This is a genomic window from Streptomyces sp. NBC_01217, from assembly GCF_035994185.1.
GTDB lineage: Bacteria > Actinomycetota > Actinomycetes > Streptomycetales > Streptomycetaceae > Streptomyces.
Genome location: NZ_CP108538.1, coordinates 490,874 through 516,788, shown reverse-complemented (window position 1 = coordinate 516,788; position 25,915 = coordinate 490,874). Strand labels below are relative to the sequence as shown.

The 25,915-nt window shown below is 68.8% G+C and carries 24 protein-coding genes and 3 pseudogenes; 12 read left to right on the top strand and 15 right to left on the bottom strand.

All coding sequences use genetic code 11. The features are described from left to right. Positions 1 to 137 precede the first annotated feature (137 nt). Complete coding sequence (locus tag OG507_RS02045) at positions 138 to 758, top strand: LAETG motif-containing sortase-dependent surface protein (protein WP_327365367.1); 621 nt, start codon at positions 138 to 140, stop codon at positions 756 to 758. A gap of 99 nt (positions 759 to 857) precedes the next feature. Here OG507_RS02045 and OG507_RS02040 read toward each other — a convergent pair whose 3' ends face one another. After that, a complete protein-coding gene (locus OG507_RS02040; protein WP_327365366.1) occupies positions 858 to 2,987 on the bottom strand; it encodes a SpoIIE family protein phosphatase in 2,130 nt (709 codons plus the stop codon). Between the two features lie 246 nt (positions 2,988 to 3,233). Here OG507_RS02040 and OG507_RS02035 point away from each other — a divergent pair. Continuing rightward, a pseudogene (locus OG507_RS02035) lies at positions 3,234 to 4,307 on the top strand (enoyl-CoA hydratase/isomerase family protein). Between the two features lie 253 nt (positions 4,308 to 4,560). Here the strand turns inward: OG507_RS02035 and OG507_RS02030 are convergent. From OG507_RS02030 to OG507_RS02020, 3 genes are all read right to left on the bottom strand, one after another. Next, positions 4,561 to 4,788 carry a hypothetical protein gene (locus tag OG507_RS02030; RefSeq protein ID WP_327365365.1) on the bottom strand — a complete coding sequence of 76 codons (228 nt, stop codon included), beginning with the start codon at positions 4,786 to 4,788 and terminating at the stop codon, positions 4,561 to 4,563. Positions 4,789 to 4,876: 88 nt separating this feature from the next. After that, positions 4,877 to 5,368 (bottom strand): hypothetical protein, encoded by a 492-nt coding sequence (locus OG507_RS02025; RefSeq protein ID WP_327365364.1) that lies wholly within the window; start codon positions 5,366 to 5,368, stop codon positions 4,877 to 4,879. Between the two features lie 300 nt (positions 5,369 to 5,668). After that, positions 5,669 to 7,078: an FAD-binding oxidoreductase gene (locus OG507_RS02020; RefSeq protein ID WP_327365363.1), complete on the bottom strand. Its 1,410-nt coding sequence runs from the start codon at positions 7,076 to 7,078 to the stop codon at positions 5,669 to 5,671. A 173-nt stretch (positions 7,079 to 7,251) separates the two neighbouring features. On the opposite strand from OG507_RS02020, the gene OG507_RS02015 reads away from it, so the two are divergent. Together OG507_RS02015 and OG507_RS02010 are read left to right on the top strand one after the other, a co-directional pair. Further along, positions 7,252 to 8,115 carry a pentapeptide repeat-containing protein gene (locus tag OG507_RS02015; RefSeq protein WP_442810922.1) on the top strand — a complete coding sequence of 288 codons (864 nt, stop codon included), beginning with the start codon at positions 7,252 to 7,254 and terminating at the stop codon, positions 8,113 to 8,115. Between the two features lie 158 nt (positions 8,116 to 8,273). Further along, positions 8,274 to 9,638 carry a radical SAM protein gene (locus tag OG507_RS02010; RefSeq protein ID WP_327365362.1) on the top strand — a complete coding sequence of 455 codons (1,365 nt, stop codon included), beginning with the start codon at positions 8,274 to 8,276 and terminating at the stop codon, positions 9,636 to 9,638. Between the two features lie 105 nt (positions 9,639 to 9,743). Here OG507_RS02010 and OG507_RS02005 read toward each other — a convergent pair whose 3' ends face one another. Continuing rightward, positions 9,744 to 10,439, bottom strand: coding sequence for an NADPH-dependent F420 reductase (locus OG507_RS02005; protein ID WP_327371834.1), 696 nt, complete (start codon positions 10,437 to 10,439; stop codon positions 9,744 to 9,746). A 154-nt stretch (positions 10,440 to 10,593) separates the two neighbouring features. On the opposite strand from OG507_RS02005, the gene OG507_RS02000 reads away from it, so the two are divergent. The 5 genes and pseudogenes from OG507_RS02000 (at position 10,594) to OG507_RS01985 (ending at position 13,749) form a co-directional block, all read left to right on the top strand. Beyond that, positions 10,594 to 11,145: a glycoside hydrolase family 25 protein gene (locus OG507_RS02000; RefSeq protein WP_327365361.1), complete on the top strand. Its 552-nt coding sequence runs from the start codon at positions 10,594 to 10,596 to the stop codon at positions 11,143 to 11,145. Positions 11,146 to 11,191: 46 nt separating this feature from the next. Beyond that, positions 11,192 to 11,371, top strand: a pseudogene (locus OG507_RS40300) (hypothetical protein); the annotation flags it as partial. Positions 11,372 to 11,465: 94 nt separating this feature from the next. Next, a complete protein-coding gene (locus OG507_RS01995; RefSeq protein WP_327365360.1) occupies positions 11,466 to 11,930 on the top strand; it encodes a MarR family winged helix-turn-helix transcriptional regulator in 465 nt (154 codons plus the stop codon). Positions 11,931 to 11,966: 36 nt separating this feature from the next. Continuing rightward, the gene (locus OG507_RS01990) at positions 11,967 to 12,236 is read left to right on the top strand and encodes a hypothetical protein (RefSeq protein WP_327365359.1); all 270 of its coding nucleotides are present in this window, start codon (positions 11,967 to 11,969) and stop codon (positions 12,234 to 12,236) included. 343 nt (positions 12,237 to 12,579) lie between these two features. Further along, positions 12,580 to 13,749, top strand: a complete 1,170-nt coding sequence (locus OG507_RS01985; protein ID WP_327365358.1) for a S1 family peptidase — start codon at positions 12,580 to 12,582, stop codon at positions 13,747 to 13,749. Positions 13,750 to 14,026: 277 nt separating this feature from the next. On the opposite strand, the gene OG507_RS01980 is transcribed toward OG507_RS01985, so the two are convergent. From OG507_RS01980 to OG507_RS01965, 4 genes are all read right to left on the bottom strand, one after another. Continuing rightward, the gene (locus tag OG507_RS01980; RefSeq protein ID WP_327365357.1) at positions 14,027 to 14,575 is read right to left on the bottom strand and encodes a hypothetical protein; all 549 of its coding nucleotides are present in this window, start codon (positions 14,573 to 14,575) and stop codon (positions 14,027 to 14,029) included. A gap of 645 nt (positions 14,576 to 15,220) precedes the next feature. Next, positions 15,221 to 15,427: a DUF5988 family protein gene (locus OG507_RS01975; protein ID WP_327365356.1), complete on the bottom strand. Its 207-nt coding sequence runs from the start codon at positions 15,425 to 15,427 to the stop codon at positions 15,221 to 15,223. 268 nt (positions 15,428 to 15,695) lie between these two features. Continuing rightward, the gene (locus OG507_RS01970) at positions 15,696 to 16,304 is read right to left on the bottom strand and encodes a hypothetical protein (RefSeq protein ID WP_327365355.1); all 609 of its coding nucleotides are present in this window, start codon (positions 16,302 to 16,304) and stop codon (positions 15,696 to 15,698) included. A gap of 319 nt (positions 16,305 to 16,623) precedes the next feature. Then, a complete protein-coding gene (locus OG507_RS01965; RefSeq protein ID WP_442810921.1) occupies positions 16,624 to 17,139 on the bottom strand; it encodes a MarR family winged helix-turn-helix transcriptional regulator in 516 nt (171 codons plus the stop codon). A gap of 117 nt (positions 17,140 to 17,256) precedes the next feature. Between OG507_RS01965 and OG507_RS01960 the strand changes: the two genes are divergently transcribed. Further along, positions 17,257 to 17,670 carry an organic hydroperoxide resistance protein gene (locus tag OG507_RS01960; protein WP_327365354.1) on the top strand — a complete coding sequence of 138 codons (414 nt, stop codon included), beginning with the start codon at positions 17,257 to 17,259 and terminating at the stop codon, positions 17,668 to 17,670. Between the two features lie 288 nt (positions 17,671 to 17,958). On the opposite strand, the gene OG507_RS01955 is transcribed toward OG507_RS01960, so the two are convergent. Continuing rightward, positions 17,959 to 18,921, bottom strand: a complete 963-nt coding sequence (locus OG507_RS01955; protein WP_327365353.1) for a LysR substrate-binding domain-containing protein — start codon at positions 18,919 to 18,921, stop codon at positions 17,959 to 17,961. Between the two features lie 141 nt (positions 18,922 to 19,062). On the opposite strand from OG507_RS01955, the gene OG507_RS01950 reads away from it, so the two are divergent. Next, entirely contained in the window at positions 19,063 to 20,073 is a 1,011-nt protein-coding gene (locus OG507_RS01950) for an aldo/keto reductase (protein ID WP_327365352.1), read from the top strand. A gap of 38 nt (positions 20,074 to 20,111) precedes the next feature. Next, positions 20,112 to 20,531 (top strand): SRPBCC family protein, encoded by a 420-nt coding sequence (locus OG507_RS01945; RefSeq protein ID WP_327365351.1) that lies wholly within the window; start codon positions 20,112 to 20,114, stop codon positions 20,529 to 20,531. A gap of 113 nt (positions 20,532 to 20,644) precedes the next feature. Here the strand turns inward: OG507_RS01945 and OG507_RS01940 are convergent, their stop codons facing one another. From OG507_RS01940 to OG507_RS40295, 5 genes and pseudogenes are all read right to left on the bottom strand, one after another. Beyond that, positions 20,645 to 22,936, bottom strand: coding sequence for an FdhF/YdeP family oxidoreductase (locus tag OG507_RS01940; protein ID WP_327365350.1), 2,292 nt, complete (start codon positions 22,934 to 22,936; stop codon positions 20,645 to 20,647). Between the two features lie 38 nt (positions 22,937 to 22,974). Then, positions 22,975 to 23,493, bottom strand: a complete 519-nt coding sequence (locus tag OG507_RS01935; RefSeq protein ID WP_327365349.1) for an SRPBCC family protein — start codon at positions 23,491 to 23,493, stop codon at positions 22,975 to 22,977. Between the two features lie 240 nt (positions 23,494 to 23,733). Beyond that, positions 23,734 to 24,102 carry an ATP-binding protein gene (locus tag OG507_RS01930; RefSeq protein ID WP_327371832.1) on the bottom strand — a complete coding sequence of 123 codons (369 nt, stop codon included), beginning with the start codon at positions 24,100 to 24,102 and terminating at the stop codon, positions 23,734 to 23,736. After that, the gene (locus tag OG507_RS01925) at positions 23,997 to 25,316 is read right to left on the bottom strand and encodes a PP2C family protein-serine/threonine phosphatase (RefSeq protein ID WP_327365348.1); all 1,320 of its coding nucleotides are present in this window, start codon (positions 25,314 to 25,316) and stop codon (positions 23,997 to 23,999) included. The genes OG507_RS01930 and OG507_RS01925 overlap by 106 nt, the downstream gene beginning before the upstream one ends. A gap of 88 nt (positions 25,317 to 25,404) precedes the next feature. After that, positions 25,405 to 25,737: pseudogene (locus tag OG507_RS40295) on the bottom strand (PAS domain-containing protein); the annotation flags it as partial. Positions 25,738 to 25,915 lie beyond the last annotated feature (178 nt).

Below are 25,915 nucleotides of genomic sequence, written 5' to 3'. Positions count from 1 at the left end.
ATGTCCCAACCAGTGGTGATGTGGGGTTGGTTGTGGCCGCTGATGCTTCATGGGGCGGGTGCAGGTGTGGTTATCAGGGGCAGTACTGTGCGGCCCACCGCCATTCGGGCGATGAAACATATGCGGAGGAAGAATTCATGACCATACCCAGGAGATCGTTGCGCGCCGCGGGAACTCTCGCGGCCGCTGCGGTGGTCGGCTTGACCGGCGCGGTCCTCTCCGCCGGCCCGGCCGCAGCTCACACCCCCACCTGGGACGTGACCTGCACCGAGGTGAGCCTTGATCTGACCGCCTACAACGGCAAGGTCGCCAACCAGGTGACCGTGACCGTCGACGGCAAGGACCTCCTGCCCACCGAGGGTTTCGAGAGGGAGTTCCACAAGAAGCTCGAGCTGCCCAAGCACGACAAGGAGCTGACGGTTCGGCTCGTCGTCAAGGCCGGCGACGGCGACAACTTCTCGCGCGACGAGACCAAGGTGGCACCGGTGTGCGAGGGGACCACCCCGTCGCCCGCGCCGTCCGAGGACACGCCGTCGCAGGCGCCTTCCTCGGAGGCGCCCGCCGAGAGCGCCAAGCCCAGTGAGGCGCCTTCGGAGTCCGCCCCCGCCGCGGCCTCCCCGACGCCCAGCTCGCCGGACCTGGCCGAGACGGGTTCGTCGTCCGCCACCCCCATCATCGGTGGAGCGGCTGTGGCCGTTCTGCTGGCCGGTGGCGGCATCATGTGGTCCGTGCGCAAGCGTCGCACCGCTCAGCACTGACGTAGAACCAGGTGGTCCTGGCGCAGGACCGTGCCAGGACCACCTGCCGAGGGGTGTGTCGCCCCGGTCCCGGGGCGACACACCCCTTCTGCGTTCTCATCACACCTGCTCCGCGGGCGGCGGAGGCGGCGTGGGCGGTGCGGGGGGCCCGATCTCGCACCAGACGGCCTTGCCCTCGCCGCGAGGCTCGATGCCCCAGCGGGCGGCGACGGCATCCAGGAGCAGCAGGCCTCGACCCGATGTCGCGGTCTCGCCCGGGGTGCGGCGTCTGGGCCAGGCACTTGAACGGTCCTGGACAGACAGCCGGACCCGCCGGACGGGTTCCGGCAGCACCTCCAGAGTGAGTACCGCGCCGCCTTCCGTGTGCAGAAGCACATTCACCAGGAGCTCCCCGGTGACCAGCTCGGCGTCGTCGGCGAATTCGGCCATGTCCCAGTCGGTCAGGGCCTGACGCACGATGATTCGGGCATCGGACAGCCCTTCAGGGTCGGCCTGATGGACGTACTGGTGCAATCGCGGGGCCCGGGGCGATCCCGGATCCGGACTGCGCCGCAGCACCAGCAGAGCGACATCGTCCCCTGAGCCCCAGCGCTCCCACAGCCGGTCCGACAGATGATCGGCCAGCGCCTGAGCGCCCGCGGGCCCCGTGCCGACCTCGTTGATCAGGGCCTGCACACCCGTATCGACATCGACCCCCGGCTCTTCCACGAGCCCATCTGTGTACAGGACAATGGTTTCGCCCGGCACCAGGTCGAGACGGGTCTCCGGAAACTCCTCGTCCCCGAAGTCGGTCGAGATGCCCAGCGGCAGACCGCCCCGCACCTGAGGGCTGCCGACCCGGCCGTCCACGTGCCGGATCAGCGGTCCGAAGTGCCCGGCGCGCACCACACGCACGGTCCCCGAGGCGAGATCGACCTGGGCGTACGTGCATGTCGCGAATCGGTCCGTGTCCAGTTCGGCGAGGAAGCGCGAGGCCCGGGCCAGCACCGTCGAGGGAGCGTGTCCCTCACCGGCGTACGCGCGCAGCGCGATGCGCAACTGACCCATGATGGCGGCGGCATGTGTGTCATGACCTTGCACGTCACCCACGACGATGCCGAAGCGGTCCATCGGCAGCGGGATCACGTCGTACCAGTCACCGCCGACCTGGCGTCCGCTCCAGGCCGCGTGATAGCGCACGGCGATCTCGCCGCCCTCGATCTCCTGGATCCGCCTCGGCAGCATGGCCGACTGGAGGCCGGTGGCGAACTCGCGCTCCTCGTCGAAGAGCGTCGCCCGCTGGAGGGACTGGGCCACGATGGCGGCCAGGCCCAGACACAGATTGCGCTCATCGGCGTTGAAGGCCGTGCTTTCGCGGTAGAAGAGCGCCAGGGTGCCGAGGGAACGCGCCTGGGCGACGAGCGGCAGATAGGCGGCCGCGCGGAATTCCAACCGCTCCGCGCAGGGAGCCAGCACGGGATAGCGGTCGATGAGCTCCGCGACCGAGGTGATGAACCGGGGACGGCCGCTGAGAATCGTGTCGGCCAGGGGGTACCTCCGGTCCAGCCCCGCGGACCCGAGTTCGTCGATCGCCTCCAGCGGGTCACCGCTCAGAGCGATGACGTTGAGCGTCGTGTTCTCGATCAGACCGAGCGAGAGCCCGTCCGCGCCGAGCCGGGCCAGCCCGCCCGGTCCGGTGAGCGCGGCGGTCACATCGTCCACCGTCACCGCCCGCGACAGCGCACTCGTTGTTCGTTCAACAATGCTGGTCTGGCGCTGCCGCCGTTTTTCCAGGTCCAGCACGAAGGCCGAATGGGTGACCTCCGCCGTCGCGTCCCGTACCACCCCGATGACCCGGTGCGCCCGGCCGTCGTCGCTGCGCAGTATCCGCGCCTGGATGTGGGTCCACTGGGTCGCGCCGTCGTCGAGCGGTACCCGGATGTGCACACTGTACGAGGTGCGCCCGCCCTTGATCGCTTCGTCGATCGCCATGTGGAGTCGGGCCCGCTCCGCGGGTTCCAGGCGCGCCACCAGGGTCTTGGGTCGTGAGTCGAAGGTCATCGGGTCCAGCCCGAAGACCAGCAGGCCCGCTTCGTCGATGTCCAGCGTCTGGGCGTCCAGGTCCCACTCGAAGCTGCCCGTCCGGTTCATGGCAAGCCGCTGCGCCGTCGCGATCTCGCTGGTGTGTGACTTCTCGATCAGCAGGCGGGGCGGGACGGCTGTGCTCGGTTGCCGGTCGTGATCGGTCATTCCTGCTCCGGAGTCCTTCCGGCGGGGGGCAGCCGGGGCGGCGCGGCCCGTACGGGCTGTCTCAATTGTCGAACCGGTTCCGGCAGGCTGCCACAGCGGACACCCGGTGAAAACGGGGCTGCGGGCCGGTCCGACCGGTTTTTGCACCCCCGATTCCCGAGCCCGTCATCCGCCCCGCAGAATGACGACGGAAGACCGTCCGTGATCGGCGGGCGATACGGCACAGGGGCTGACCGGAGCGCATTCATGAACCACGACGATCCCGTTCTGCTGCACACCGAGGGGCGCATCCGGCACATCACGCTCAACCGCCCGCGCGCCCTCAACGCGCTGAATCACGCCATGGTGCTGCGCATCGGTGAAGCGCTCGCCGCGGCCGAGCTCGACGACACCGTCACTGCGGTTCTGATCACCGGGGCGGGGGAGCGCGGCCTCTGCGCGGGCGGCGACATCCGGTCGATTCACGACGACGCCCGCACGGGAGGCGGAGCGTCGATGGAGTTCTGGCGTGACGAGTACCGGCTCAACGCCCGTGTCGCCCGCTTTCCCAAGCCGTACGTGGCGATCATGGACGGCATCGTGATGGGCGGTGGCGTCGGTGTCTCGGCCCACGGCGACGTCCGCGTCGTCACCGAACGCTCGCGCATCGCCATGCCCGAGACGGGTATCGGATTCGTCCCCGATGTGGGCGGGACGTATCTCCTCGGCGCTGCGCCCGGCGAGCTCGGCACCCACCTTGCGCTCACCGCGGACGCGGTCGGCGCAGGTGATGCGCTGCTGTGCGGGCTCGCCGACCACTTCGTGCCGTCGCAGAGTCTGGCCGAGCTCACCACAGCCCTCGCCGGCTGCGATACGGCTGCCGGGATCCAGGAGACGGTGCGGCGGTACGCCACGCCCGCGCCGAGCGGGGAACTGGCGGCGCACCGTGAGTGGATCGATTTCTGCTACCGGGCCGACTCCGTCGAGGAGATCCTCGAACGGCTCGACAACAGCGGTGTCCCCGCCGCGAAGCAGGCTGCCGAAACGATCCTGGCCAAGTCGCCCACCGCGCTCAAGGTGACGCTCTCCGCCCTGCGCAGGGCGCGCGGGCTCGACAGCCTGGAGGCGGTGCTCGACCAGGAGTACCGGACTTCGTGCACCGCTTTCACCAGGCCCGACCTGGTGGAGGGCGTGCGCGCTCAGATCATCGACAAGGACCGCAATCCGAGGTGAAGCCCGGCAGAACTGGCCGAGGTCACCGAGGCCGACGTGGCGCTCTTCTTCGCCCCGCTGGGCGACCGCGAACTCGGCCTGGATCAGGGTTCCCCGACGACGGACTGAGACGGAGGAGCACTGCGAGGGCCCGTTCGGAGGCCGTCGGGATCGAGGCGGGCCGCGGCCCTGAGAAGTCGTCCCACGGAATGTGCAGGGACGCCTTCGGCGCAAGCCTCGTGAACGGGACCACCTTTGCCGCTTCCTCCGGCGAACGATGGCCGTTCGCCCGCAGAGCGCCGGACGGGGCCGGTCCACCCGGTCCGCCCGGCGAAGGAATGCACCGCGACGCCGCCACCGCGGTGCCTTTCAGCGCGTTCGTTCAGCGACCGCTGCCGGACATGCTCGGCTGAAGCGAGCGCACGAGATCGAAGAACCGGGACTCATTGCCGCAGAGCCCGGCACGCTCCAGCGCGCCATCGGCCTCCGCGATCGGCGAAGCGAGCAACGGCACATACAAGGGGCCTTCGTCGGGCTCCGCCAACGCGGCCCTGGTGGCCTCCAGCAGTCGGACATACGCCCGGGCCGCGGCGAGTTCGTCATTGCGCATCTCAGCATCTCCCCGTCAGAGGTGTCGGACCCACCAGCATTCCTCATGGGTCTGACATCGCCCTTCCACACCGACGCGAGCCTGCCCACTAACCGCCGTTCGGCCGTCGGACACCGGCCGGTGGTTCCACCTCCAGAAACCTTCTGCGCCGCGGTCCGCGGTACAGCAACGCCGTCCAGCCCAACTCCCGCAGCACAGTCGCGCACCGGGCCAGCTCAACGTCCTCCGCGTGAGCGGCGCCGCTCCCGGACGGACCCAGCCACTCGATTCTCACGCTGCCCGGCGCCTCGCCCTGCTCCAGGCGGTACCCGGTCGCCGTTCGCACGCCGGAGCCGTCGACGGCCGAGGCGGCCAGGCCCGACGCCTCCAGGGCCAGGGCGACGGCCCGTATCGGCCGGTGGGTCTCCCACTGCGCGGGCACACTGTCCGGGCTCGCGTGCCCGGTGTTCGTCAGCCGGCGGATCTGCAGCATCCCCTCGAACGCCGTCCGTACCGAGGCAGCGCGCCTTCCGTCCGCATCCGGAACCGCCGGGCCGTCCCCGGTGGCCGGTTCGAAGCCGGACTCGTGCTCGGTGCCCATCGGCCTCCCCTTCACCCGTACCGTCCTGCTGACAGTGTGCGCCGCCCCACTGACAACGGCCGGGGCGCGAGGCATCGCCCGTCCCTAGGTCCTGTACGGAGTTCCCCCGCGGCGTCGCGGCGCCTGGCACCGCCGCCTCCGGCGTTGTCGTCAGTCGCCGACGCTCAGCGTCGGCTCCTTCCTCCGCCTTGGATTCGACGGCACCAGGCGCCGCTCCTTCTCCCGCGCTGGAACTCCGTACAGGACCTAGGGGACTGCCGGCACCGGGATTGTCGGCACCACCGTGCCAACGCCCCCTGGCTACGCCCGTGGAGCGCCTGACTCACCGGATGCCGGCGACCGGGCCGCGTCGAGCACCTTGCCCGGATTGAGGATGCCGTACGGGTCCAGGGCTGCCTTTACCGCGTGGTGCATGCCCAGCACTGCGGAACCCAGTTCCTTGTTCATGCCACGCATCTTCAACAGCCCCACCCCGTGCTCGCCCGTCACAGTGCCGCCCAGCACGATCGCATCGTCGAGGATGTCCTCGAAGGCCGACTGGGCGCGGGCCCGCGCTGCTTCGTCGCCGGGCGGGGTGATGATCAGCGGATGGAGATTGCCGTCCCCGGCATGGGCGATGTTGGCCACCAGAATGTCGTGCCGCGCCGCCGTCCGCTCGATCCGGGCCAGCATCTCGGGAACCGCGGTCCGCGGCACGCAGACATCCTCGGTCAGGACCGGACCGAGCCGTTCCAGCGCCGGGTAGGCCAGCCGGCGCGCCTGGAACAGCGCATCGGCCTCCTGCTGGTCCGTGGAGACCACGGACCAGGTCGCGCCCGCCCGCTCGAAGCAGTCCCGCACGAGTTCGGCCTCGGCATCGCCCTCGGCGCCAGGCGTGTCGACCCGGCCGAGCAGCACCACGTCCGCGTCGGCGGAGAGCCCCATCTTCTTCCACGCGTCGACGGCGGCGAGACAGTGACGGTCGACCAGTTCGAGCGCCGAGGGGATCACGCCCGAGGCCGTCACGGCGCTCACCGCCTCTCCCGCCGCGACCACCGACGCGAAGTACCCCGCCACGGTCCGCTCCTTCGGCCGCGCCGGACGCAGCCGCACCGCGACCTCCGTGATCACGCCGAGGGTGCCCTCGGACCCGACCATGAGCCCGGCCAGGTCGTATCCTGCGACCCCCTTCGCGGTGCGCCGGCCGAGCGACACGACCTCGCCGAGCCCGTTGACCACTTCGAGACCGAGCACATAATCACGTGTCACGCCGTACTTGACGCAGCACATGCCACCCGCGTTGGTCGCGACGTTCCCGCCGATCGTCGACCAGGGCGAACTCGCCGGATCCGGCGAGTACCAGAGCCCGTGCTCCGCGCAGGCCGCCCGCAGATCGTCATTGACCACGCCCGGCTGGACAACGGCCAGCCGCTCCGCGGTGTCGATGTGAACGATGCGGTTCATGTCCTCGAAGGACAGGACGATCGCCCCGTCGACCGCGTTCGCCCCACCCGAGAGACCGGTGCCCGCGCCGCGCGGCACCAAGGGGATGCGGTGGGTCAGACAGTGCCGGACCACATCCCGTACCTCTTCGGCGGTCTGCGGACGCACCACGGCAAGGGGGATCCCGTAGGGAGCCCACTCGGCCTCGTCGTGCTGATAGCGGGCAAGGCCGTCCGGATCCGTGAGTACCCGCTGGGCGGGGATGCCGTCGACCGGTGCGTTCGCCACGTCCGTGGCCACCTCCTACAAAGATGTAATACGCACCATGATTGCGCGCGCGGCCTGCGCCCGGAGCGGAGCCCCCTGATTCCGGTGTCCGGAGGACCGTCGACGGTGACGGGCGACGGATCCCGATAGGGTCGACCGTCCGACAGTTACGTACCCCAGAGGATCCACGCACCGTGTCCGACGACGTCAAAGGCCCTGGCACCGACCGCACCGACCGCACCGACCGCACCGACCGTGCCGCGCTGCGCGCCGACTGTGCGAACTGCTTCGGGCTGTGCTGCGTCGCGCTGACCCTGACCCGGTCCGCGGACTTCGCGATCAACAAGGACGCCGGTAAGCCCTGCCGCAATCTTCAGGACGACTTCCGCTGCGGTATCCACACCGAACTACGGGCCCAGGGCTTTCCCGGCTGCACCGTGTACGACTGCTTCGGAGCCGGCCAGAAGGTGTCCGCCGAGACCTACGGCGGGCAGGACTGGCGCCGGGCCCCGCGGACCGCTCAGCAGATGTTCCAGGTCTTCCCGGTCATGCGACAGCTCCACGAACTCCTCTGGTACCTCACGGAAGCGCTGACCCTGGAACCGGCACGCTCCCTCCACGGCGAGATCAGACGCAGCCTCGACGAAACGGAACGCCTCACCCACCTCCCGGCCGATGCGTTCACGGACCTGGATGTGGCCGGGTACCGCGAGGACGTCGCCGCCCTCCTACTCCGTACCAGTGAACTCGTGCGCGCCTCGGTGGCCGGCAGGAAGAAGCGCGACCACCGCGGCGCCGACCTCATCGGCGCCCGGCTCAAACGCGCCGATCTCCAGGGCGCCGACCTGCGGGGTGCGTACCTCATCGCGGCGGACCTCAAGGGCGCCGATCTGCGTCTGGCCGATGTGATCGGGGCCGACTTCAGGGACGCCGACCTGTCCGGCGCCGACCTCACCGGCAGTCTCTTCCTCACCCAGGCCCAGCTGAATGCGGCCAGGGGCGACGCGGCGACGAAACTCCCGCCCTCGCTCAGCCACCCGAGGCACTGGGACCGGTGATTTCCGGCCCGGACCGCGTTTCTGACGGGCCAGGACACCAGCGGCGCCGCACCGGAACGGATCGGCTGGTGCGGCGGGGCACCGCGGGCACCCGTGGTTCGTTGCACAGTGTGGCGTACCCGGAGCGCCTTCGACGACCGGACCGAGGAGTCCCGCAGATGCCGAGCAGTACCGACCGCAGCCGCACCGAGCCGAGCCGTACCGACGGGAGCCGCACCCGGCTCGTCGAGCGGCTCATGGAGCAGTTCCCGCACGTGCCCCGGGAAGCCGTCGTCAAGGAAGATCTGCTGCGCGGCGGCGTGGCGTTCGACGAGTCCGCGCTGAGCGACAACGAGGGCGGTGACATCAAGCCGAAGTCGTACTTCATCTTCTCGTTCGACCACGGAACCCTCCCCGAGCTGGGCGCGGCAGCACTCCGCCGTCCGCCGGAGGAGATCGTGCTCACCGGAGGTCCGTACGGACTTCGCAGGACCGTGGTGTCGGTGCGGGTCAACCCGGCATCCCCGTACCGAGTCGCGGCCGACGGCGACGGCGTGCTCGGTCTGTACCTCGACGGCCGGCGGATCTCCGACGTCGGACTGCCGCCCATGCCGGACTACTACCGGCACACCCTTGAGAACGGCAAGTCCGTGATGGAGGTAGCGCCCACCATCCAATGGGGTTACCTCGTCTATCTGACGGTCTTCCGGGTCTGCCAGTACTTCGGCGCCAAGGAGGAGTGCCAGTACTGCGACATCAACCACAACTGGCGCCAGCACAAGGCGGCGGGACGCCCGTACACGGGTGTGAAGCCGGTCGAGGAGGTCCTGGAAGCGCTGGCCATCATCGACAAGTACGACACCGCGAAGACGTCCACCGCCTACACCCTCACCGGCGGTGCCATCACCTCCCACATCGGCGGGCGCGACGAGGCGGATTTCTACGGGCAGTACGCCAAGGCCATCGAGGAGCGCTTCCCCGGCCGCTGGATCGGCAAGGTCGTCGCCCAGGCACTGCCCAAGGCCGATGTGCAGCGCTTCCACGACTACGGCGTGCAGATCTACCACCCCAATTACGAGGTGTGGGACCGACGGCTGTTCGAGCTCTACTGCCCCGGCAAGGAGCGCTACGTGGGCCGCGACGAATGGCACCGCCGCATCCTGGACTCAGCAGAGGTCTTCGGCCCCCGCAATGTCATCCCCAACTTCGTGGCGGGCGTGGAGATGGCCGAACCCTTCGGCTTCACCACGGTGAACGAGGCCATCGAATCGACTACCGAGGGACTGCGGTTCTTCATGTCGCACGGCATCACCCCGCGCTTCACCACATGGTGCCCCGAGCCCACCACCCCGCTCGGAAAGACCAACCCGGACGGAGCGCCGCTGGAGTACCACATCCGCCTGCTGGACGCCTATCGCGCGACCATGGAGGAGTACGGGCTCAGCTCGCCCCCCGGCTACGGCCCGCCCGGCCCCGGACGCGCCGTCTTCTCCGTCAGCTCGTTCATGGACAGCCTCCCGGCCCGTTCGGACGACGTTCAGTAGCACGGAGCGGATGTCCGGTCACGACTCGGCCGGTCGCGCTCTCGACAGCGTGGGGGCGACGGTCGCGACGAGGCTGACCCCGCCGACTGCCGACGCCCCTTCGCGTCAGGCGCGCCACTCCACCGTACGCTCCGAAGACGCCTCGCCGAGCGCCTTGGCGACGGCCTGGGCGTCGCCCTGGTGACCGTAGACGGGCGTGCCGGGCTGCTGCCGCCAGGACTCGTCGAGGCCACCCGTGTCCACGGTGTCGAAACCGAGCTCGTCGATGAGGTCGCGTACGACCTGCTTGGCCGCCGCGTCGTCACCGGCCACCGGCAGCGCCTGACGGCCGGGGCTGCCCTTCGGGAGGCCGTTGTCGAGGATGTCCTGCGCGAACGTTCCGTTGAACGCCTTGATCACCGGGTGGTTGATCTGCTCCTCGGTCCACCGGCTCTCCAGCAGGCCGTCCTCGATCGCGGCGATGCGGCCGTCACGCTGCTGCGGGTAGTAATTGCCCGTGTCGATGACCGCGACACCCTCCGCTGCCCCGTCGAGGAACCCGGAGGGCAGGGCGGGGACGGCCTTGAGAGGGACGGTGACGACAACGACCTGGGCCCCACGAGCGGCCTCCGAGGCGTCGACCGGCGTGGCTCCGGTCTCCTCGGCGAGTGCGGTGAGCGTCTGCGGGCCCCGTGAGTTTGCGACGGAAACGTCATGGCCCAGCGCCGTGAGGCGCCGGGTGAGGTTACCGCCGATGTTGCCCGCTCCGATGATGCCGATCTTCATGGATCCGACCTTCCGATGGTGCCTGCGGTACGTGATGTGGTCTCGCCGATTCACCAACTAACCGCTGCCGCCCCCTATTCCGGGGAATGGCAAAACGATTCGCCCGTTCACCCGAAGGATGGGACCGGACGACTCCGGGCACGTACAGAAAGAGAAACGGAATCACCGAGCCCCCTTGGAGGCGGTACCCATGCTGCATGGCGTCGATGTCAGCTCGTATCAGTCGTCCTTCGACACGGACGGACTGGACTTCGTCCTCATCAAGGCCACCGAGGGGCGTTCGTACATCAATCCGCATCTGAACTCGCAGGTCAAACGTGCCCGGGACGCAGAATGCGTGGTCGGCTTCTACCATTTCCTCTGGCCCGGCAACATCACGGCCCAGGCGGCGTACTTCGTGAGCAAGGCCCCGGAGAAGGTGGGCGATCTGCTCGCCGTGGACTGGGAGGAGAATGGGGAGGGCACGCGGGCGAGTAATGCCGAGAAGGACCGCTTCATCCGTGAGGTGAAGCGCCTGAGGCCCCATCACAGGGTTCTGCTCTACTGCAACCGCTACTTCTGGCTGAATCACGACACCACGTCGTATGCGGGGGACGGCCTGTGGATAGCGGACTATGTGGCGGCGGGCAAGCCCAGGATCGAGGCATCCTGGCGCATTCATCAGTATACCGACCATCCGCTCGACAAGGACGTCGCCGCTTTCTCCTCACGGTCCGCCATGCGCGACTGGGCCCGCGGGTAGCTGCAATCGAGGGCTGTACTGCCGGCGGCCGGCCATCAGGTCCTGGTTGAGGATGGAGGCCTCAGGTCTGTGCCACACGGACATCCACGCGGCACGGGGGGACCGGCCGGTCAAGCCCGGCCCACCGTTCGTGCCAGTCCCCGACGGCCTCGACCCGTTGGACGCTGCGCCGCTGACCTGCGCGGGAGTTACCACGTACAAGGCCGTGAAACTGGCCCTGGCCCGTGAACCGCACGGCGGCGTCGTCCGCGTGGGCCGGGTTCTCAAGGCCCCATTGGTAGGTGAAGGCCCATCATTGGTGGCAGCCTAAGATGTCGTCGATGAGCGAGACCCCGCCCAGCCTCCTGGGACTCACGACCTATTTGCTGTCCAAGACCGGCAAGGCCGCGCGAAGCCGGCTGGCAGCGCGACTGGCCGCGCGAGGTCTGCGGCTCTGGCACATGGCCGTACTGTCGGCGCTGGTCGACTTCGGCCCCCATGTGCAGCGTGAGCTGGCGTCACGGCTCGGGATCGACCGGAGCGACATGGTCAAGATCGTGGACGATCTCGCAGTGGCCGGACTCGTGAATCGGGCCCGCGACACCACCGACCGCCGCCGGGTGAACGTCACGCCCACGCGGGCAGGCCGCGCGATGTTCGTGGACCTGCAGGCCGAGGCCCTGGCTGTGCAGAAAGAGCTGCTCGCGCCCCTGACCAGTGCCGAACAGGCGCAGCTGGCGGCGCTGTTGAGACGTGTCCACGCCCACGTCCAGGCTGGGTCCGAAGAAACGCGACCAAGTCGCTGAGCGGTCCTTCGAGTCCGGTGCGGCAGACTTTCCCGGGTGACCACAGCCGCGGCTCAGCCGCCTCGTGACCGTGCGCTCGGGCGCGGAATCTCCACCCTCATTCCGCAGGCCGCGACCGCGACCCCGGCCGAACGGGCGGCGGCCGTGCTGACTGCCATGCAGAGCGTTCCGGTCCGGGTGGGAGTCCTCCAGGCCGCCGTGGTGCTCCTGGAAGATCGGGTGCGTGCGACGGAGGACGGCGCGGAGCGCGCGGCGGCAGCGACGACGGTCGCCATGCTCCGCAGCGCGATCGGCCAGGCCGGCTGAGACCGGGAGAAGCCGTCGGAAGGGCGCGTCATGGTGAGGCTCCTGAGAAGAAGTGTGCTGCCTGCCGCAGCACTTGCGGAGCCAGGTTCCGCGCCGCATGTACGCGAGTGCCCGAGGAGAGGGTTCCGGTGCCGCTGGGCCGCATCGGGGGCCGTCGCTTGCCGAGAAGTACGTCTGCCCACCCCACCGTTCCAGAAGTATCCATTGGCATGGACCTGATGGACGCTCTGGGCTACAGTCCGTTGCGGCACACTCTGAGAGCGCTCTCAGATGAGACCTCTCGGATGCCTGCTGTTCCTCCCCACGAAGTCGGAACAACAGAAGGGCCGTTCCCTTGAGACGCATGACAGCCTTACGCGCGGGTCTTGCCGCCACTCTGGTCGTCGGAGCCTGGGCGACCATAGGTCTCGCCTCTGCATCTGCCTCTGACACCGCCGCGAACTCACCGTCCAGCGCTTCCCGTTCCGATACCGCCGAGGCACCGGCGTCCGCCGGACTGATCTCCGCCATGCGCCGAGACCTCGGCCTGACGGAAAGCCAGGCCAGGGCGCGCCTGGCTGCGGAGAAGACGGCAACAGCCGTACAGGGCAAGGCGCAACGGGCCGCCGGATCGTCGTACGCGGGCTCCTGGTTCGACCCGGCCACGGGCAAGCTCACCGTAGCCGTCACCGACGGCAAGAGGGCCGACGCCGTAGGAGCGTCCGGTGCCGACGTCCGGCTGGTGAGTCACAGTGCACGTCAGCTCGACGCAACCAAGGCGCAGCTTGACAGGCTGTCCGCGCCGGACGGCATCAGCAGCTGGCACGTCGACCCGAAGGCCAACCGCGTCGTCGTGAACGTCGTCGCATCGGCACAGGGTGACAACGATGTCCAGGACTTCGTCGAGCGTGCCCGCAAGGCCGGTCCCATCCTGGTGAAACAGACGTCCGAGGCACCCGAGACCTTCGCGGCCGGGACCGTGGGCGGCGACCCGTACTACACGGGCAACGTCCGGTGCTCCATCGGCTTCTCCGTGTACGGCGGCTTCGTCACGGCGGGACATTGCGGCCAGGCAGGCGCGGCGGTCAGGGGATGGGACGGCTCGGCCATCGGCAACTTCCAGGGATCGTCCTTCCCCGATAACGACTATGCCTGGGTCAGTGTGGGCAACGGCTGGTGGACCGTCCCCGTGGTCCTCGGCTGGGGCACGGTCTCCGACCAGTTGGTCCGCGGCTCCGCGCAGGCACCCATCGGTGCCTCGATATGCCGCTCCGGCTCCACGACCCACTGGCACTGCGGCAACGTGCTGGCCACGAACGAGACCGTGAACTACAGCCAGGGCGCCGTCCACCAGATGACCAAGACGAGCGTCTGCGCCGAGCCGGGCGACTCCGGCGGATCCTTCATCAGCGGGGACCAGGCCCAGGGCGTCACGTCGGGAGGCTGGGGCAACTGCTCCAGTGGCGGCGAGACCTGGCACCAGCCGATCAACGAGATACTGAACCGGTACGGGCTGACGCTGCACACGGCCTGACGGTACGCAGGCGGGCTGGGTCGGCGGCTGCCTTGCTGTCCAGTCCTGGAGGGCCTGTCGCGACTGGAGGTTCGTCACTCCGGCGCGGCAGGCCTTCGGGGTCGGGGCCGAAGGCGGTCTGCCGGCCGATGGTGGGCCGGGTGTGGGTATGCGGGATCGGCGCGTGCCGGCGTGCGTCGGCATGTGTCGGCTTCGGGTGCACAGACGCACAGAACCCCGGCCCGATTCCGGCGGGCTGGGGTTCCGCGTTGTGTGGGTTTTTGGCTTACCGGTTCGGTTACCGGCCGTCGAATCCGTCGTAGCCGCCGAAGCCGTCGTAGTGGCGCTCGATCACCCGGAAGCTGCCCACGACGCCGTTGTGGACCCAGACGCCGCCCCTCACATTGCCGAGTACGACGCCGGTGCTGGAGCTGTAGGGGCCGACCGTGGAGACAGGGGCGCCGTTGTCACAGGTGGCTCCGCGGAAGACCTCGACGCTCCTGCGGCTGTCGTTGCGGATGTTGAGGCTCTTGGAGCCGAGCCCGCTGACGACGGTGATGCAGCCGCCCGGGTCATCGGTGTAGGTGCGCTCGTTGACGTGGATGCGGCCTCTGTAGTAATCCCAGTCGCCGCGGTCCCGGTCGTAGCCCCGATCCTCTTTGCCCTTGCCCTCGTTGCCCTTGCCGGCGTCACCGCCGCCGAGAGCCGAGACGGGGGAGGAGGCCTGCTGGATGACAGGGGCTGCCTGGGCCGGCTCGGTGGCAGCCGAGGCGTAGGTGATGCCAGTGGCAGCCAGGGCCGAGGCAGTCGCGATGGCGGCGGTAACGACAGTGGAACGAGTAACCATGTCACTTCTCCTGTCTCAGAGGGGTCGGCTGAACAGTCGGCCCGAAACTGAACGTACTGACGGTCCCGATTGCTGTCATATCGGACGCGTTGCGGAGTTGGTGCCGGGGCGCCGATCGGGGTACAGGAGACACCCATTTGCTATTTCCGGATAATCGGATGAAACATCAAGTGAGCCTATTTATAAGGAAATTGATGCATCGTTGGTCTGTCCAGGGGACTTTTCTGACACCTAGTCACTCCTGATGTCAGCGTGTCCCTGTTGACATGGTTCGGTCCGGAGGCGCGCAATACCGCCCTGAGTGCTCGTCACCCACAAAGTCACCTGCCTTGACCAGCGGTGACGGTCCGTAGAGACGTTGCCGGGCCCGGCGCTGCGGTGCGTGGACGTCGTGGGTGGTGCTCGCGGAGGCGAAAAGTCGCCGTGGGGCGGCAAGGCGCCCACGTGGAGCCTGCTCTCCTTCATGCTGAGACGGAACGCTCCGTCTTGCGAGAGGTCGTATCGGCAACGCGGCAGACGTGCTTGGCGGGCTGCGTGTGAACGGCCGGGATCGGTGACGGCATCCCGGCTCGGTCCGGCGGGTCTTCACCGACGTCGCTGATGCTGTGGCAGGACAGAACAGCCGGAGCGGTCACGGGGTGACCTTCACCCTGGCACTTCCGTACGCTCCCACCATTCGTAGACAGGCAATGCGCCCTCGGCGGTATCCTGGTGGCGTGTCGTCACCTTGAAGTGCTCGTAACCGCCACGGAACGGGATCTTGATGTCGAGCCCGGGCGTGGTGACGGAAACGATTCGCTCAGGCAGATCGTCGGGGCCGCCCTCAAGGACGGCCTTCATCGCATTGGTCATGGCGAAAGTCTCCCCGTAGGGCGGTCCGCCTTCTCCATGACGCGCCGAAGGGCTCGTCGCCGTGTGACCTGTCGGCATTCCAACAGCACACTCGTGCTGGGTCGGGCCCGGCCGGTTTGCCACCAGGGCGTTGGGTGACGAGCAAGGCGGCCACTGCCACGGCAACGATGGCGTCGAGGCCGTTCAGACGGTCGGTGGTGGCCGCGGCGCGTTCGGGAGACATCGGGTCCCTTGCCTGGGCAGCTTGAGGATGTCATTCCCTATTCGCTCAGTCCCACGACGCCCCAGCCCCGCCGAGCGGCTTCGGTGAGGACGCGGCCCCAATCCTGCAGTAGGTCGGCGAACCCGCTGAAGTCGCCGACCCAGCCTTCGGGTTCCGCGGCATGCTCGTCGAACGGTCTGCGCAGCCCGCTGAGCCGGGACCGTACCCGTTCCCATGTCGCGGCCAGTTCCCGCACGCTGTCCGGCGAACGTGCGACCAGCAGGCCGTAAAGTCCTCGGGGTCGTCACAGAAGAAGCCCGGGGCGGTGTGCTCCGCCTTGCCATCCAGCCCTTGCCAGATCAGCCCGAGCAGCAAGGCGTCCAACTCGGCCCGCACCAGGGGGTCGGCGTGGTCGCGGAGGGATTCCCACCGATGCCCGGCCCGGAAGTGCGCCTTGAACGAGCCGCAGGTACGCAGGAACTCGTATACGGCGAAGAAGGCGCCGTCGCGGCCCCGCGGCCACTCCCAGTCGCCCTCGACCACCGACCGGTCGTGGTCCCACAGCCCCGTCTCGTCGGCGTACCAGGCATCCCTCAACCGCGACAGCCGCTCCCGCGGTGGCTGCTCACCCAGCCACGACCAGTCGACGATCATCACAGCAATGTCCAGTCCCATGGGGGTGAGGCTACCGAGCGCACCGGCCTGGACCGCGGCACCGGCACAGTCCTGATCGCCAGTCAGAGCTGCCCCTGCCTTCGCTCTGTGAGGACGTACGTACTGCCACGACCGGACGCCCATGAGGACGGCCGGTTCGAGCGGCGACCGGTCGCGGTCGGTCCATGCTCGGCTCCCGCGTTGCGGGCGAGCCGAGCGCGCAGACCGTCGCAGCCGATATGAGCAACACCCGCAGACGATGAAAACGGCTGTGACCAGGTGCTTGACCGCCTGATGCGGCGGGATGACCGGGGTTCGTGCGTCTCCCGGCCGGCGGATGCTACTTCTGGGGTGCCCCGTCGGCGTAGCCCGGCTCCTCCTCCAGCAGTGCTGTGTCCAGCGCTGCTGTGAGTCGGTTGAGGCGGGCTCGCAGGTCGCTGATCTCGTCGAGGTCGAATCCGGTTGCCGCGGCGATCCGGCGCGGTACGGCCAGCGCTTGTGCGCGCAGTGCCGCGCCCTCGTCCGTGAGATGGATGTGGACCGAGCGCTCGTCCTGGGCGCTGCGCTCGCGTCGCACCAGGCCCGCCGCCTCCAGGCGCTTCAGCAGGGGCGACAGCGTGCCGGAGTCGAGCCGGAGGTGCTCTCCCAGCTTTTTCACCGGCAGCTCGCCGTGCTCCCAGAGCGCCAGCATCACCAGGTACTGGGGGTAGGTGAGCCCGAGATCCTTGAGGATCACGCGGTAGACGCTGCCGAAGGCGCGCGACGTGGCGTTCAGGGAGAAGCAGATCTGCTGGTCGAGGCGGAGGTAGTCGGCCTCGGAGGGGGCCTCGCGGCTCGGGCTGGACATGGAGGTCATGGATTCAGCATAGCCCTGCGCGTCATTCGATTGCGCACAACTCAATTGTGTGCTTTCCTTGTGTGGAAGCGGCCGGACAAGGCCGCCGGATCAGGACTTTCAAGAGGGATGGTTTCCATGGAAGCGCTCTACACCGCCGTCGCCACCGCCACCCACGGCCGCGACGGCCGCGCCGTCACCTCCGACGGCAAGCTGGATCTGCAGCTGGCCATCCCGGTGGAGATGGGCGGCAGTGGCCAGGGCACGAACCCCGAGCAGCTGTTCGCCGCCGGGTACGCCGCTTGCTTCGCCAGCGCCCTGGGCCTCGTCGGCCGTCAGGCCAAGATCGACGTCAGCGACGCAGCCGTGACCGGCGAGGTCGGCATCGGCAAGCAGGGTGAGGGCTTCGGTCTCGCGGTCACGCTGCGCGTGGAGCTGCCCGAGACCGTCGACGTGGCCACCGGTCGCAAGCTGGTCGAGCAGGCCCACCAGGTCTGCCCCTACTCCAACGCGACCCGCGGCAACATCCCGGTCGAGCTCGTCATCGAGTAGCGGATTCCGGGCGCCGACCCGGGTCGGCGCCAAGCAGGTCGTGCCGACAGGTGACGTGGCGGCGTTTCGACCGGAGGAGCCGGGACCGGGTCGGGTCTCGGCTCCTCCGTGTCGTCCTCGACGCCCGGTCGTGCTGGAGGAGCGTCTCCGGGGTGCCGTCGGTCGGCCGTGGCAAGTGCCGCTCTTGGGCAGTTTTTTACGCGCCGCCGCGGACCGGTGCTGATGCGGTGAACGCTCCCGTTGATCACGGGTGGCAGTGGCCCCCGTACCGCCCGCCCCGCCCGTCCGTCATCGGTCGGATTCCCCCGCCGCCGCGCCTTCCCTGTCCTCGCGCCGGGCAGTCGGGCCGCGGCCACTCGCGTTTCGCTCCTCCAGCACCGTCTCGCGGAACGAGGCGACAACCGGCCGTAGATCTACGTGGTGCCAGACCGCCCACAGGTGAACGCATGCCTGATGCCAGGGCAGTTCACGTACCACCAAGGCATCCGTCGTGCCCCGCACCATGCTTCTCTGCACCAGTGCCAGCCCGAGACCCGAGGCGACGAGGCCGAGCGCCGTCAGTGGTTCCGCGGCGTCGAGCCGGATGTCGGGAGTGAAGCCCGAGGCGACGCACGAGGCGACGAAGGCGTCCCGCCACGCCGGGTCGCCCTCGCCCTCGACCGCGATCCACGGCTGGCCGTCGAGGTCCTGCGCAGTGACCGTCTCCCGAGCCGCCAGTGGATGGCCGGCAGGAAGGACGAGCAGCAAGGGGTCCTCCAGCAACGGCGCGGCTCGCAGTACGGGGTCGTCGCGGTCCGGCGGTTCCCGTACCAGGGCAATGTCCAGGCTGCGCTGGCGAAGCCCTTCGAACTGCTCGGCGGCGGACATGCTGTACAGGGCCACGTGGATGCCGGGGCGCTCCTCCTGCAGTCGGCGCAGCGCGCCGGGCAGCACGCCCGTGTGCATGGCGTCGGCGACGTAGCCGATGCACAGGCCACCCTCTTCGCCCCGGCCCAGCCGTCGACCGAGGTTCTCCAAGCGGTCGGCATGGCGCAGCAGCGCCCGGGCTTCGCTCAGGAACACCGTGCCGTCGCGGGTCAGACGGATGCGCTGCTGGATGCGTTCGAACAGGACGAGGCCGAGGTTCTTCTCCAGCTGGGCGATCTGCCGGCTCAGGGGGGATTGTGAGATGTGGAGCTGTTCGGCGGCGCGGCCGACATGTTCCGTCTCGGCCACGGCGATGAAGTAGCGCAGTTGTCGCAGGTCAAGCATACAAGACCTCAAAGGACTCAAGTGCGTCCAAGAGAGTCTTGGACAGTCTGAAGTCTCCATCCTAATGTCGAAGACGAAAAGAAGGACGGATCGGCTGAAAGCTGTGAATCCGTCCCCTTACCCTCTCCGCAAGGACCCCACATGAGCATCGCGTCTCTGCTCCCCGGCCGCCTCGGCCTGGGCACCGCCCCTCTTGGCAACATGTTTCGCGCCGTCCCGCCAGAGGAGGCCGCTGCGACGGTCGAGGCCGCCTGGGACCACGGCATCCGCTACTTCGACACCGCTCCGTTCTACGGCGCGGGCCTGTCGGAGATGCGTCTCGGTGAGGCCCTCGCCGGCCGCCCCCGCGACGAGTACGTACTGAGCACCAAGGTCGGCCGCGTCATCCTCGACGAGGTGGAAGACCCGACGGCCCGCGACTTCGGTGAGAAGGGGGGCCTCTTCGAGCACGGCCGTCCCAACACGATCGTGCACGAATGGACCGCCGAGGCCACGGAGCGGTCGATCGAGGGCAGCCTCAAGCGGCTGGGCGTGGACCGTCTGGACATCGTCTGGGTGCATGACATCGCCCAGGACTTCCACGGGGATGCGTGGCTGGCGAAGTTCGAGGAGGCGCGCACCGGCGCGTTCCGGGTGCTGTCCCGGCTGCGGGACGAGGGCGTCATCAAGGCGTGGGGGCTGGGCGTCAACCGCACCGAGCCGATCGAGCTGACCCTGGCCCTGGACGAGCCGCAGCCCGACGGGTTCCTGCTGGCCGGCCGCTACACCCTGCTCGATCACGAGCACGCCCTGCAGCGGTTGCTGCCCATGGCCGCCGAGCAGGGCGTCGGGATGGTCGTCGGCGGCCCCTACAGCTCGGGTGTGCTGGCCGGCGGCACCCACTTCGAGTACCAGGACGCACCGCCCGAGATCATCGACCGCGTCCGGCGCATCAAGGACATCGCAGGCCGGCACGGCGTGAGCATCAAGGCCGCGGCCCTGCAGTTCTCCCTCGCCCATCCGGTCACCGCCGCCGTCGTGGCAGGAGCCACCAAGCCCAGCCGTATCGCCGAGGACCTGGCCGCCCTGAGCGAAAAGGTCCCAGCCGGCTTCTGGACCGACCTTCGCGAGGACGGTCTGGTCTCCCCGGTCGCCCCGCTTCCCACCGCCTGACCCACCCTCACACTCCACCCCCTCGACAGGAGCACCCCATGGCCTCCACCAGCGCCACCATCGATCTGCCCGTACCGCCCGCGCGGGTCTGGCAGCTCATCGGCGGATTCGACTCCCTGCCCGACTGGCTGCCGTACATCCCCGCGAGCGTCGCCGCCGAAGGCGGCCGCGTCCGCCGCCTGGAGAACGCGGACGGCGGCGTGATCGTCGAGCGGCTCGTGGCCTTCGACGACGCGGCGCGTTCGTACAGCTACACCATCCTCGACGCGCCGTTCCCGGTGACCGACTACCTGTCCACCCTCAGTGTCCATGAGGTCCCCGGCCTGCCCGACGCATCGCGCGTCGTGTGGTCGGGAACGTTCACGCCCGCCGGTGCCGACGAGGCAGAGGTCACCGCTCTCTTCCACGGCATCTACACCGATGGTCTCGCCGCCCTCCGGGACACCCTGGCGGCCTGAGCACCACCCGACGACGCCGCTGCCCGGGAGCAACGGGCTCCCGGGCAGCGGCGTGCGGGCTTGCGGTCACTCGCCCTGTGCTGCCCGCATCCCGCGCGGGTTCTCAGCTCCGGTCAGGGGTCTTTGCGCTCCAGCCGGACCACGATTTCCTTGGAAGCGGGCTGCTTGCTGATCTCGGCCACGCTGTCCAGCGGCACCAGGACATTGGTCTCGGGATAGTACGCGGCGGCGCAGCCACGCGTGCTCGGGTACGGGACCACCTCGAAGTCCTCCGCGCGGCGCTCCACTTCGTCGGCCCACACACTCACCAGGTCGACATGTTCCCCCTGGGACAGACCGAGTCCGGCGAGGTCCGCAGGGTTCACCAGAACGACGCGGCGGCTTCCGTGGATGCCCCGGTAACGGTCGTCCGCCGTGTAGGGAACGGTGTTCCACTGGTCGTGTGAGCGCAGGGTCTGCAGGAGCAGGTGCCCTTCGGGAGCGTTCAGCTTCTCCCAGGTGTTGCGCGTGAAGAGGGCCTTGCCGGTCGGGGTCGGGAAGAGTCCCTCGTTCACCGGATTCGGCAGCCTGATGCCGCCGGGGCGTACCACCCGCCGGTCGAAGTCGTGAAGTCCCGGGACGACTCGGGCGATCCGGGCCCGGATCTCGCCGTAGTCGGCCTCGAACCGCTCCCACGGGATGTCCGCCTTGCCGTCGAGGGTCCGGCCGGCCAGCCGGCACAGGATGGCGACTTCGCTGAGCAGGAGCCCGGAGGCCGGCTCCAGACGGCCGCGCGAGGTATGCACCTCGCTCATCGAGTCCTCCACCGTGACGAACTGCTCACCCGTGGCCTGGATGTCCCGTTCGGTACGCCCCAGGGTGGGCAGAATCAGCGCGGTCTCCCCACAGACGGTGTGGGACCGGTTGAGCTTGGTCGAGATATGGGCGGTGAGGCGGCAGCGCCGCATGGCTGCCTCGGTCACCGCGCTGTCCGGGGTGGCGCGGACGAAGTTGCCCGCGACTCCGAGGAAGACCTTCACAGTGCCGTCGCGCATGGCCTTGATCGAGTCCACCGAGTTGAGCCCGTGAGCCCGGGGCGGGGAGAAGCCGAACTCGCGCTCCAGTGCGTCCAGGAAGGAGTCCGGCATCTGTTCCCAGATGCCCATCGTCCGGTCTCCCTGCACATTGCTGTGCCCGCGCACCGGACAGGCTCCGGTCCCGGCCCTGCCGAGGTTCCCGCGCAGCATCAGGAAGTTCACGATCTCCCTGATGGTGGGGACGGCCTGTTTGTGCTGCGTGAGTCCCATGGCCCAGCAGACGATGACGCGCTCACTTGCCAGAACCTCGTCCCCGACGTTCTCGATCTCCTCGCGGCTCAGTCCGGTCCCGGCGAGAATGTCGTCCCAGGCGACGCTCCGGACGTGCTGAGCGAACTGCTCGAAGCCGCTGGTGCTGGAGCGGATGAACTCGTTGTCGAGCACAGTGCCCGGCGCGGCCTCCTCCGCCTCCAGGAGCAGCCGGTTCAAGCCCTGGAACAGCGACAGGTCACCACCGAGGCGGATCTGCAGGAACCGGTCGGCGATCTGGACACCGCGGCCGATCACGCCGCTGGGCCGCTGCGGGTTCTTGAACCGCCGCAGTCCGGTTTCCGGCAACGGGTTCACCGCGATGATGCGGGCGCCGTTGCGCTTTGCCTGTTCGAGCGCGGACAACTGCCGAGGATGGTTGCTTCCGGGGTTCTGTCCCACCACGAAGATCAGATCGGCATGGTGGATGTCGTGCAGGCTCACCGTCCCCTTGCCCGTGCCAAGCGTCTCGTGCAGCGCGAATCCGCTGGACTCGTGGCAGAGATTGCTGCAGTCGGGGAGGTTGTTGGTGCCCAATGCCCTGGCGTAGAGCTGGAGGACGAAGGCGGCCTCGTTGCTGACCCGCCCAGAGGTGTAGAACACCGCCTCATCGGGGGAGTCCAGTGACTTCAGCTGATCGGAGAGCAGCCCCAGAGCGTCGTACCAGCTGATCGGCTCGTAGTGATCCGAGCCCGGCCGCTTGACCATCGGCTCGGTGAGCCGGCCCTGTTGATTCAGCCAGAGATCGGGCCGTCGGCCCAGCTCCGAGACCGGATGGCGGCGGAAGAAGTCGGCGGTGATGCGCCGCGACGTCGCCTCGTCATTGATGTGTTTGGCGCCGTTCTCGCAGTACTCGTTGCGGTGCCGATGGCCCGGTGACGGGTCCGCCCAGGCACAGCCAGGGCAGTCGATGCCCCCGGTCTGGTTCATGGTCAGCAGCGTCAGCCCGGTGCGCCTCACCGAGGTCTGCCCCAGGGAGTAACCCAACGCGTGCACGACCGCCGGAACCCCTGCCGCCCAGTCCTTGGGTGGCGTTACCGACAGTCGGTCGTCCGGTTCTTCACTCGGTGGCTTCCGCATGGAACCTGCCTATCGTTGCCAGAGAACCGGCCCACGGCTCATCCGGTGGGCCAGCAGGGCACTCGGCTTCTTGAGCGCTCCGGCTCGACCAGCCGCACATGCCCGTTCCGTATGGAACCCCGCCATGTCCCGCCCGCTTGGCCGACGCTCTCGATGAACTCCTTGAAGTGACCGAGTTCGGACCGGACCACATGGCTCGGGAGTCCCAGGCCGTCGGCGACGAGTTCTCTCACGCCATGTGGTTCGTACCGCATCAGCACCCTGACCGCAGTGCGGTCGGCTGCCAGGGACCGGAAGGTCACCTCGCCCCGATGGCAGGGCCGCCGGTCCAGACTCCGCCATGCGATGCGGAGATCGGGACTCTGCTGCACGATCTCCACCTCGGACTCGCGGCTCACCGGACCGACCCCGACGACCCAGTGGGTTACGGCCGGCCGGACCTGCTCGACGCGCTTCACCGCTGTCATGAACCGCGGGAAGCTCCTGAACTGGGTCCACTGGTTGTAAGCGGTGCGCACCGGCACCGCGATCTCAACCGTCTCGTCAATGGTGGTCATTGCTCGCCCGCCTTGAGATGTTTTCCCTCTCAGTGTCCGCGCCCGCTCGCCCGGCCGCCATTGGATCTTCATCGGGTCTCGGGCGACTGACGGCTCGGGCATGACCGATGTGACTGACGGGCTCCACCGAGCAGACGTTCCTCCGGAATTTCCCGTCCCGGACGACTTCACTTACATCCTTGCTCTGCAAGCACTGGTGAGGGACCGGTGGGCCTGTCGGTCAAGCAGCACCGGCGGCCGTCACGTGCCCGTCAGATCCTGCTCGGCCCAGATGGTCTTGCCGGTCTCCCCGTAACGTGTGCCCCAGTGCCGGGTGAGGGAGGCGATGAGGAACAGGCCGCGTCCGCCCTCGTCCTGCAGGCGGGCATGGCGCAGGTGCGGAGCGGTGTCGGCGTCGTCGGAGACCTCCACGGTCAGTGTCCGGTCGACGATCAGGCGCAGCCGGATGCGGCCCACCGCGTGGCGGATCACATTGGTGGCGAGTTCACTGACGACCAGATCGGTCACCGGGACGTGCTCCTCCAGACGCCAGCGCGCGAGTGTCTCGCGCGCCGCCTGCCGGGCCTTGCCGACCGAGAGCGCCTCCGGCGGAAAGGTCCAGCTGGAAATACGGCTCGGATCGAGACACCGGTCTTGGCCACGAGCAGCGCCGCCCCGTCCTGCGGGGTGCCGCGCAGCACTTTGTAGGCAGCCATGTCGCAGATCTTCTCGGGAGTGGCGGTGGGGTCGGCCACCGCGGTGCGCAGGCGGCTGAGGCGGTCGCCGGCGTCGGCCGGACAGCGGCCCTCGCTGCTGTCCGAATACAGGGAGAGCACACTTCCGGGGCGCAGTTCGGTAGTGAGGAGATCGTACGGAACGCCCCGGCCGAGCGACTTCCCGCGCGGCACATCAAACGTGCTGACGACGCCCTCGGGGCTGGTGAGCAGAGGGCGGTCGTGTCCTGCGGAGGCTGCCGCGCACTGCCGGGTGATCGGGTCGTAGGTGAGGTAGAGGCAGGTCGCGGTGAACGGCGGCCGCGCGCGGAGCAGGGTCTCCGGATCCGAATCCTGCTCGCGTGCCAGAACCTGGGCCACGTCGTCGAGGTGGGTCAGCAGCTCGTCGGGCGGAAGGTCCATCGAGGCCAAGGTCGAGGCGGCGGAGCGCAGCCGCCCCATCGCCGCCGAGGCCTGCAGATCCTCACCGGGGACGTACCCGATCACCAGGCCCACCCGGCAGCTGGACAGCGGCAGGACGTCGAACCAGTGCGCACCGTACAGGCCGGGCATATAGCAGTGGGAGGACTCCACCGCTGCCACGTCGGCCGGAACGCGCGGCAGCAGGCTGCGCTGAAGTGTGGTCGCGACCGTGTGTTCGCGGGTGAAGCGGCGGGCGTTGTCGACGCACATCGCCGTGCAGGCGGCGAGCTGCGTCGCCAGTGACAGGTCCTCCTCGTCGAAGGCCTCGGGGTTGGGGTCGCCCCGGTAGAAACTGGCCAGGCCCAGCACGAGCCCGTGCACGGTCAGCGGTGTCACGATGAACGAGTGAACGCCCGCCCGGGCGATGAACTCGGCCCGCACCGGGTCGTGGACCAGCCACCCGCCGGCCGGGTCCACCGAGTTGACCAGCCGCGGCGTCAGATCGGCCAGTGCGCGCGTATACGGCGTGGGGGAGGCGAAATAGCTGGCGCCGCCCACCGAGTAGGCGCCGAAATATCCCTCGGCGGCCTTGAACGCGGCCCGCCGCATCGGCAGCCGGGCGGTCACCGGGCCCACGGGCGCCTCCCCGGTCAGGACGGACTCCAGCAGATCGACCGCGACGCCGTCGGCGAAACCGGGCACGGCCATGTCGGCCAGCTCCTGCGCGGTGTGCAGCGCGTCCAGGGAGTTGCCGATCCTGGCGCGCGATCTTCAGAAGGTCCAGATCCTTCTGCCTGCGGACCTGCTCCGTGACGTCCTGGATCATCGAGGCAGCGCCGATGATCAGGCCGTCATCCCGCAAGGGGTACCCGGTGACGGCATACGCCTGCCTGTGCCCCAGATCGACGGCCACCGGGCGATCGAACACCGGGGCTCCGGTCTCCAGCACCTCGTGCATGATCGGCGAGAGCGGGATTCCGGAATCCAGATCCCTGAGGCCGGCCCCGATCAACCGCTCTGCGGGCAGGCCACGCATGCCCAGGATCGCGGGATTGGCCTGGAGGATCCGCAGGTCCGTGTCGTACACCTCGATACCTGCCCTGGCCTGCTCGAACAGGGCCTTCTCCAAGCTCGCCCCGTCCGGCGCGGCAGTCCGGTCATGGGCCGAGCCGCCGGTGGTTGTTCACGAGGCATGGTCAACCCCATTTCTCATCGGCTAGGCCAGTTAACCCACCGATGCACCTGCCGCGCCACCGGAGCCCCGGCCCGGGGCCGACTGGGGCAGCCGCCGGGCCCGCAGGCGGGGC

Bases quoted from the DNA above. Each gene is read 5' to 3' on its own strand.
- OG507_RS01945 (WP_327365351.1), top strand. From the start codon at position 20,112: ATGGCCTCCACCAGCGCCACCATCGATCTGCCCGTACCGCCCGCGCGG.
- OG507_RS01970 (WP_327365355.1), bottom strand. From the start codon at position 16,304: ATGGGACTGGACATTGCTGTGATGATCGTCGACTGGTCGTGGCTGGGT.
- OG507_RS01975 (WP_327365356.1), bottom strand. From the start codon at position 15,427: ATGACCAATGCGATGAAGGCCGTCCTTGAGGGCGGCCCCGACGATCTG.
- OG507_RS02040 (WP_327365366.1), bottom strand. From the start codon at position 2,987: ATGACCGATCACGACCGGCAACCGAGCACAGCCGTCCCGCCCCGCCTG.
- OG507_RS01935 (WP_327365349.1), bottom strand. From the start codon at position 23,493: ATGACCACCATTGACGAGACGGTTGAGATCGCGGTGCCGGTGCGCACC.
- OG507_RS01925 (WP_327365348.1), bottom strand. From the start codon at position 25,316: ATGGCCGTGCCCGGTTTCGCCGACGGCGTCGCGGTCGATCTGCTGGAG.
- OG507_RS01985 (WP_327365358.1), top strand. From the start codon at position 12,580: ATGACAGCCTTACGCGCGGGTCTTGCCGCCACTCTGGTCGTCGGAGCC.
- OG507_RS01995 (WP_327365360.1), top strand. From the start codon at position 11,466: ATGAGCGAGACCCCGCCCAGCCTCCTGGGACTCACGACCTATTTGCTG.
- OG507_RS01955 (WP_327365353.1), bottom strand. From the start codon at position 18,921: ATGCTTGACCTGCGACAACTGCGCTACTTCATCGCCGTGGCCGAGACG.
- OG507_RS01950 (WP_327365352.1), top strand. From the start codon at position 19,063: ATGAGCATCGCGTCTCTGCTCCCCGGCCGCCTCGGCCTGGGCACCGCC.
- OG507_RS01940 (WP_327365350.1), bottom strand. From the start codon at position 22,936: ATGCGGAAGCCACCGAGTGAAGAACCGGACGACCGACTGTCGGTAACG.
- OG507_RS02000 (WP_327365361.1), top strand. From the start codon at position 10,594: ATGCTGCATGGCGTCGATGTCAGCTCGTATCAGTCGTCCTTCGACACG.
- OG507_RS01960 (WP_327365354.1), top strand. From the start codon at position 17,257: ATGGAAGCGCTCTACACCGCCGTCGCCACCGCCACCCACGGCCGCGAC.
- OG507_RS01965 (WP_442810921.1), bottom strand. From the start codon at position 17,139: ATGACCTCCATGTCCAGCCCGAGCCGCGAGGCCCCCTCCGAGGCCGAC.
- OG507_RS02045 (WP_327365367.1), top strand. From the start codon at position 138: ATGACCATACCCAGGAGATCGTTGCGCGCCGCGGGAACTCTCGCGGCC.
- OG507_RS02030 (WP_327365365.1), bottom strand. From the start codon at position 4,788: ATGCGCAATGACGAACTCGCCGCGGCCCGGGCGTATGTCCGACTGCTG.
- OG507_RS02025 (WP_327365364.1), bottom strand. From the start codon at position 5,368: ATGGGCACCGAGCACGAGTCCGGCTTCGAACCGGCCACCGGGGACGGC.
- OG507_RS01980 (WP_327365357.1), bottom strand. From the start codon at position 14,575: ATGGTTACTCGTTCCACTGTCGTTACCGCCGCCATCGCGACTGCCTCG.
- OG507_RS02010 (WP_327365362.1), top strand. From the start codon at position 8,274: ATGCCGAGCAGTACCGACCGCAGCCGCACCGAGCCGAGCCGTACCGAC.